Annotated in this window: 3 protein-coding genes; 2 read left to right on the top strand and 1 reads right to left on the bottom strand. The window is 72.3% G+C overall.

Going from position 1 to position 5,446, the window contains the following annotated elements:
* Positions 1–1,226 (bottom strand): glycosyltransferase family 2 protein (locus VER05_RS13765; RefSeq protein ID WP_324845904.1); only part of this gene is annotated, 1,226 nt, incomplete at its 3' end.
* Between the two features lie 694 nt (positions 1,227–1,920).
* Between VER05_RS13765 and clpB the strand changes: the two genes are divergently transcribed.
* A complete protein-coding gene (gene clpB, locus VER05_RS13760) occupies positions 1,921–4,527 on the top strand; it encodes an ATP-dependent chaperone ClpB (protein ID WP_324845903.1) in 2,607 nt (868 codons plus the stop codon).
* A gap of 133 nt (positions 4,528–4,660) precedes the next feature.
* The gene (locus tag VER05_RS13755; RefSeq protein WP_324845902.1) at positions 4,661–5,338 is read left to right on the top strand and encodes a DedA family protein; all 678 of its coding nucleotides are present in this window, start codon (positions 4,661–4,663) and stop codon (positions 5,336–5,338) included.
* Positions 5,339–5,446: the final 108 nt, after the last annotated feature.

Below are 5,446 nucleotides of genomic sequence, written 5' to 3'. Positions count from 1 at the left end.
CGGGTGCCCCAGCCGGAGGCGTGCGCCATGCGCAGGAAGCCGAGCAGGCGGACCGGCATGAGGAAGAACGTCGAGACGATGATGAAGATCGGCAGCCGGAAGAAGTCGCTGGGGACCTCCTGCAGGTGCCGGATCTGCCGGATCGCCATGGACAGCACCGAGGACACGACCATCAGCGCGATGACCCAGAACCAGCCCGCCTGGGCGCCGTAGGTCTCGAGCATCGCCTCGTAGAGGTTGACGCCCGTGCCGCTCACCGAGCGGTAGACCCAGCCGGCGATCGTCCCGACCAGCAGGAACGGCAGCAGGATGTCGGTCAGGAAGAAGATCGCCAGGATCGGCGCGTGGCCGAGCATCCAGGGCAGCATCCGCAGGGTGTTGTACTGCGAGCCGCGCGCCCAGCGGAGCTGCTGCTTGAACAGCTTCTTCACCTGCAGCGGGGCGTCGGTGTAGACGAGGCTGGTGTGCTGGTAGACGGTCCGGTAGCCCTGCTTGAGGGTGAGGTTCGTCAGCGTGCGGTCGTCGGACACCTCGAGGAAGACGCCCATGAACCGCTGGGTCATGAAGTCGTCCATGACCTCCATCAGGATGTGCCGGCGGAACGCGATCGTGCGGCCCGGGAGGCAGCCGACCTGGCCGAGCACCGACTGCGCGGGCATCGAGTAGAGCGACCGCGAGTTCTCCAGCCAGTCCGCCCAGCGGGTGATCCAGGAGCGGGCCGGCTCGAGGATCCGCTGGCGCGTCGTGACGCCGCCGATGCTCGGGTCCTTGAACGGCTTGATCAGCTCGGGCAGCGTGCCCGGCGTCCACACCGTGTCGGAGTCGAGCAGCACGGTGATGTCGTACCTCGACATCTCGGTGCCGATCTTGACGGCGTTGCGCTTGCCCGGGATCGGGGTGTGCACCCAGCGGACGAGCGGCGCGAACTCCTCGCAGACCGCCTCGAGGTCCGGGTTGCGCTTGCCGTTGATGACGACGATGACCTCGTCGGGCTGCTGCTCGGTGACGCGCGTGAGCACGTCGCGGAACAGGTCGAGCGGCTCGTCGACGACCGGGACGATCACGCTGGTCGTCTCGTGGTGCTCCTCGGTCCACGGGCGGTACCGGCGGGACAGGCCCACCTTGAGGAGCCAGAGGGCCCAGACGAGCCCGGAGAAGATCGTGAAGAGGTACAGCTCGGCCTGCTCGTCGAGCATGTGCCGGATCTGCAGGATGAAGATGAACATCGCTCACCTCGGCGCTGGGTCGGGAGGGAAGAGCCAGCGGCGACGGTGACGCGGCGGAGGACGAGGGACGAAAGCGCTGTCCCGGTCGAGAGGCGCGAACCTCTGTGACAGATGTGGGGGCGGACGAGGGCGAAGATGTCACCCGTTCGGACGGGCGGCGACGAGACGATCGGGTGGAGTCTGTGCGCCGGTTGAGCTCCCGGCCTCGAGTGGGCCCAGCGTGTTGGACGCGGCGGCCCCGGCGCAACTCGCACCCGGCAAATCAGGCATCAATTGTGAGATGGATCACAGCATGGGTGTCCGGATTGCCCATAAATGCGCAGATCACAGTCGTGCAAGTCGGACATGTCCGGAACGGGGAAGCGCTTCGGCGGTCGCCCTGGTCAGCGCGCGTGTCGCGCGTTGCGGGCATGTGTCGTAGGGGAGTCGGGCGCGTGAAGCCGGTCACAACGCGCGGTGACGCGGGTCAGAGTCACGTGCTGCTATGACGAGGCGTCACCCGAATGGTCGAAGCGCGCTCGCGCGCCACGCGCGGCCCTGACCAGCGGCCCCGCCGGCTCGACGGTCAGACTTGAGCGGAATAGGCTCAACTTGATCGGCGTTGCACCGGACGTCCCGCGCGGAACGCGGGGCGACGAAGGCACGCACGCGCGCGGCCGCCCGGCCGCCGCGACCCGGACGCACGGAGGGGACGTTGGACGCGAAGCTCACCACCAAGTCGCAGGAGGCGATCGGCGACGCCATCCAGCAGGCGTCGGCCGCGGGCAACCCGCAGCTGGAGCCCGCCCACCTGCTGAACGCGCTGCTCGCCCAGGAGGGCGGCGTGGCGAACGGCCTGCTCGACGCCGTCGGCGCCGACCGCCAGGCGCTCGGCCGCGCGGTGCGCGCGATCCTGGTCAACCTGCCCGCCGCGAGCGGCTCGTCCGTCGCGCAGCCCACCGCCTCCCGGGCCACCGCGTCCGCGATCGAGGCGGCGTCGGCGGAGGCGCGCACGCTCGGCGACGACTACGTGTCCACGGAGCACCTGCTGCTCGGCCTGGCCGCCGGGCAGACCGGGGTCGCCGACGCCCTGCGCGCCCAGGGCGCGTCCCGCGACGCGCTCGCCGCCGCGCTGCCGTCGGTCCGCGGTTCCGCGCGGGTCACCAGCCCCAACCCCGAGGGCACCTACAAGGCGCTCGAGCAGTACGGCGTCGACCTGACGCAGCGCGCCCGGGACGGGAAGCTCGACCCGGTGATCGGCCGGGACGCCGAGATCCGCCGCGTCGTCCAGGTGCTGTCCCGCCGGACCAAGAACAACCCGGTGCTGATCGGCGAGCCCGGCGTCGGCAAGACGGCCGTCGTCGAGGGCCTGGCCCAGCGCATCGTGGCCGGCGACGTGCCGGAGTCGCTGCGCGGCAAGCGCCTGGTCTCGCTCGACCTGGCGGCGATGGTCGCCGGCGCGAAGTACCGCGGCGAGTTCGAGGAGCGGCTGAAGGCGGTCCTGGAGGAGATCACGTCCTCCGAGGGCGAGGTCGTCACGTTCATCGACGAGCTGCACACGGTCGTCGGCGCGGGCGCCGGCGGCGAGGGCGCGATGGACGCGGGCAACATGCTCAAGCCCATGCTGGCCCGCGGCGAGCTGCGCCTCGTCGGCGCCACCACGCTCGACGAGTACCGCGAGCGGATCGAGAAGGACCCCGCCCTGGAGCGCCGGTTCCAGCAGGTGTTCGTCGGCGAGCCGTCCGTGGAGGACACCGTCGCGATCCTGCGCGGGCTCAAGGAGCGGTACGAGGCGCACCACAAGGTGACGATCGCCGACGCCGCGCTGGTCGCCGCCGCCACGCTGTCCGACCGGTACATCACCGGCCGCCAGCTCCCGGACAAGGCGATCGACCTGGTCGACGAGGCCGCGTCCCGGCTGCGCATGGAGCTCGACTCCTCCCCGGTCGAGATCGACGAGCTGCAGCGCGCCGTCACCCGGCTGGAGATGGAGGAGGTCGTGCTGTCCGAGGCGGACGACCCGGCCTCCCGCGAGCGGCTGGAGAAGCTGCGCGCCGACCTCGCCGACCGCCGCGAGGAGCTCGCCGGGCTGACCGCGCGGTGGGAGAAGGAGAAGGCCGGGCACAACCTGGTCGGCGACCTGAAGGCGCGCCTGGACGACCTGCGCTCGACCGCCGACCGGCTGCTGCGCGAGGGCGACCTCGCCGCCGCCGCCCGGCTGCAGTACGGCGAGATCCCGGCCGTCGAGAAGGAGATCGCCGAGGCGGAGGCGAGCGAGCGCGAGGCGGACGCCGCGGCCGCGGAGGCCCAGGCCCCGATGATCGCCGACAAGGTCGGCCCGGACGAGATCGCCGAGGTCGTCGCGATGTGGACCGGCATCCCCGCCGGGCGGCTGCTCGAGGGGGAGACCGCGAAGCTGCTCCGGATGGAGCAGGTGATCGGCGAGCGCCTGATCGGGCAGTCCGCCGCGGTCGCCGCCGTGTCGGACGCCGTGCGGCGCTCCCGCGCGGGCATCGCCGACCCCGACCGGCCGACCGGGTCCTTCCTGTTCCTCGGCCCGACCGGCGTCGGCAAGACCGAGCTGGCCAAGGCGCTCGCGGACTTCCTGTTCGACGACGAGCGCGCCATGGTCCGGATCGACATGTCCGAGTACGCGGAGCGGCACTCGGTCGCGCGCCTCATCGGGGCGCCCCCGGGGTACGTCGGCTACGAGGAGGGCGGCCAGCTCACCGAGGCCGTCCGGCGGCGCCCGTACTCCGTGCTGCTGCTGGACGAGGTCGAGAAGGCGCACCCCGAGGTGTTCGACATCCTGCTGCAGGTGCTCGACGACGGCCGGCTCACCGACGGCCAGGGGCGCACGGTCGACTTCCGGAACGTCATCCTGGTGCTCACGTCCAACCTGGGCTCGCAGCACCTGGTCGACCCGCTGCTCGACCCCGAGCAGCGCAGGGCCGGGGTGATGGACGCGGTGCGCGCGGCGTTCAAGCCGGAGTTCCTCAACCGGCTCGACGACATCGTGCTGTTCGACCCGCTGTCGCTGGAGGAGATCGGGCGGATCGTCGACCTGCAGGTCGCCGCGCTCGCGGCGCGGCTGCGGGACCGGCGGCTCGTCCTCGACGTCGACCCGGGGGCGCGGGAGTGGCTCGCGATCGAGGGCTTCGACCCGGCGTACGGCGCCCGGCCGCTGCGCCGGCTCGTGCAGCGCGAGATCGGCGACCGGCTGGCCCGGCTGCTGCTCGCGGGCGAGGTCCGGGACGGCGACACCGTGCGGGTGACGCGCGCGGCGGACGGGGCGGCCGGCCTGGAGCTGACCCGGGGCTGATCCCCCGGGCGGCGGCCTCCCGCGGCGTGTCCGCGATGTCCGGTGTGCGAGGTGTGCAGGACCTGTGCGCCTCGCCCACCGGACGGCCGTCCGCGCAGGCCGCGCCGCGTGGCGCGTGCGACGATCGACCGCGATGAACGCGACCCTCGCCCTGGCCGCCCGCGTGCCCGCCGCCTCCGACGCCGCGCCCGAGCTCACGGGCCTGGCCGGCTGGGTGGTGGGCGTCATCGAGGCGCTCGGCCCCGCCGGGGTCGGGCTCGTGGTCGCGCTGGAGAACCTGTTCCCGCCCATTCCGTCCGAGGTCGTGCTGCCGGTGGCCGGGTACGTCGCCAGCCAGGGCGAGATGAACCTCGTGTGGGCGATCGTCGCCGCCACGCTCGGCGCGGTCGCCGGCGCCTGGGTGCTGTACGGCCTGGGCGCGTGGTTCGGCCGCGCGCGGCTGCGCCGCTGGCTGGAGCGCATCCCGCTGATGGAGGTCGAAGACCTCGACAAAGCCGAGGCCTGGTTCGACCGGCACGGGGGCGCCGCGGTGCTGATCGGGCGCTGCGTGCCGATCGTCCGCTCGCTGGTGTCGGTCCCCGCCGGCCTGGAGCGGATGCCGCAGGTCCGGTTCCTGCTCTACACCGCGATCGGCAGCGCGGTCTGGAACAGCCTGCTGATCGTCGGGGGCTACGTGCTCGGGTCGCAGTGGCAGGACGTCGGGCACTACTCCGACTACATCAACTACGCCGTGTACGCGGTGATCGTGATCGTCGTCGTGCGGTTCGTCTGGACCCGGCTGCGCCGCCGCCGGGCCGCCGCCCGGGGCTGACGCCTCAGCCGAACAGCTCCGCGACCGCCGACGAGTACAGGTCCTGGCCCTTCATCCGGCTGGTCTCCTCGGCGCCCAGCACCCGCCGCACGCCGTCCTCGCCGACCA

The sequence above is a fragment of the Cellulomonas sp. genome (assembly GCF_035634735.1).
Classification (GTDB): domain Bacteria; phylum Actinomycetota; class Actinomycetes; order Actinomycetales; family Cellulomonadaceae; genus Cellulomonas.
This window is presented reverse-complemented; position numbering and strand designations above follow the sequence as displayed.

Bases quoted from the DNA above. Each gene is read 5' to 3' on its own strand.
- VER05_RS13755 (WP_324845902.1), top strand. From the start codon at position 4,661: ATGAACGCGACCCTCGCCCTGGCCGCCCGCGTGCCCGCCGCCTCCGAC.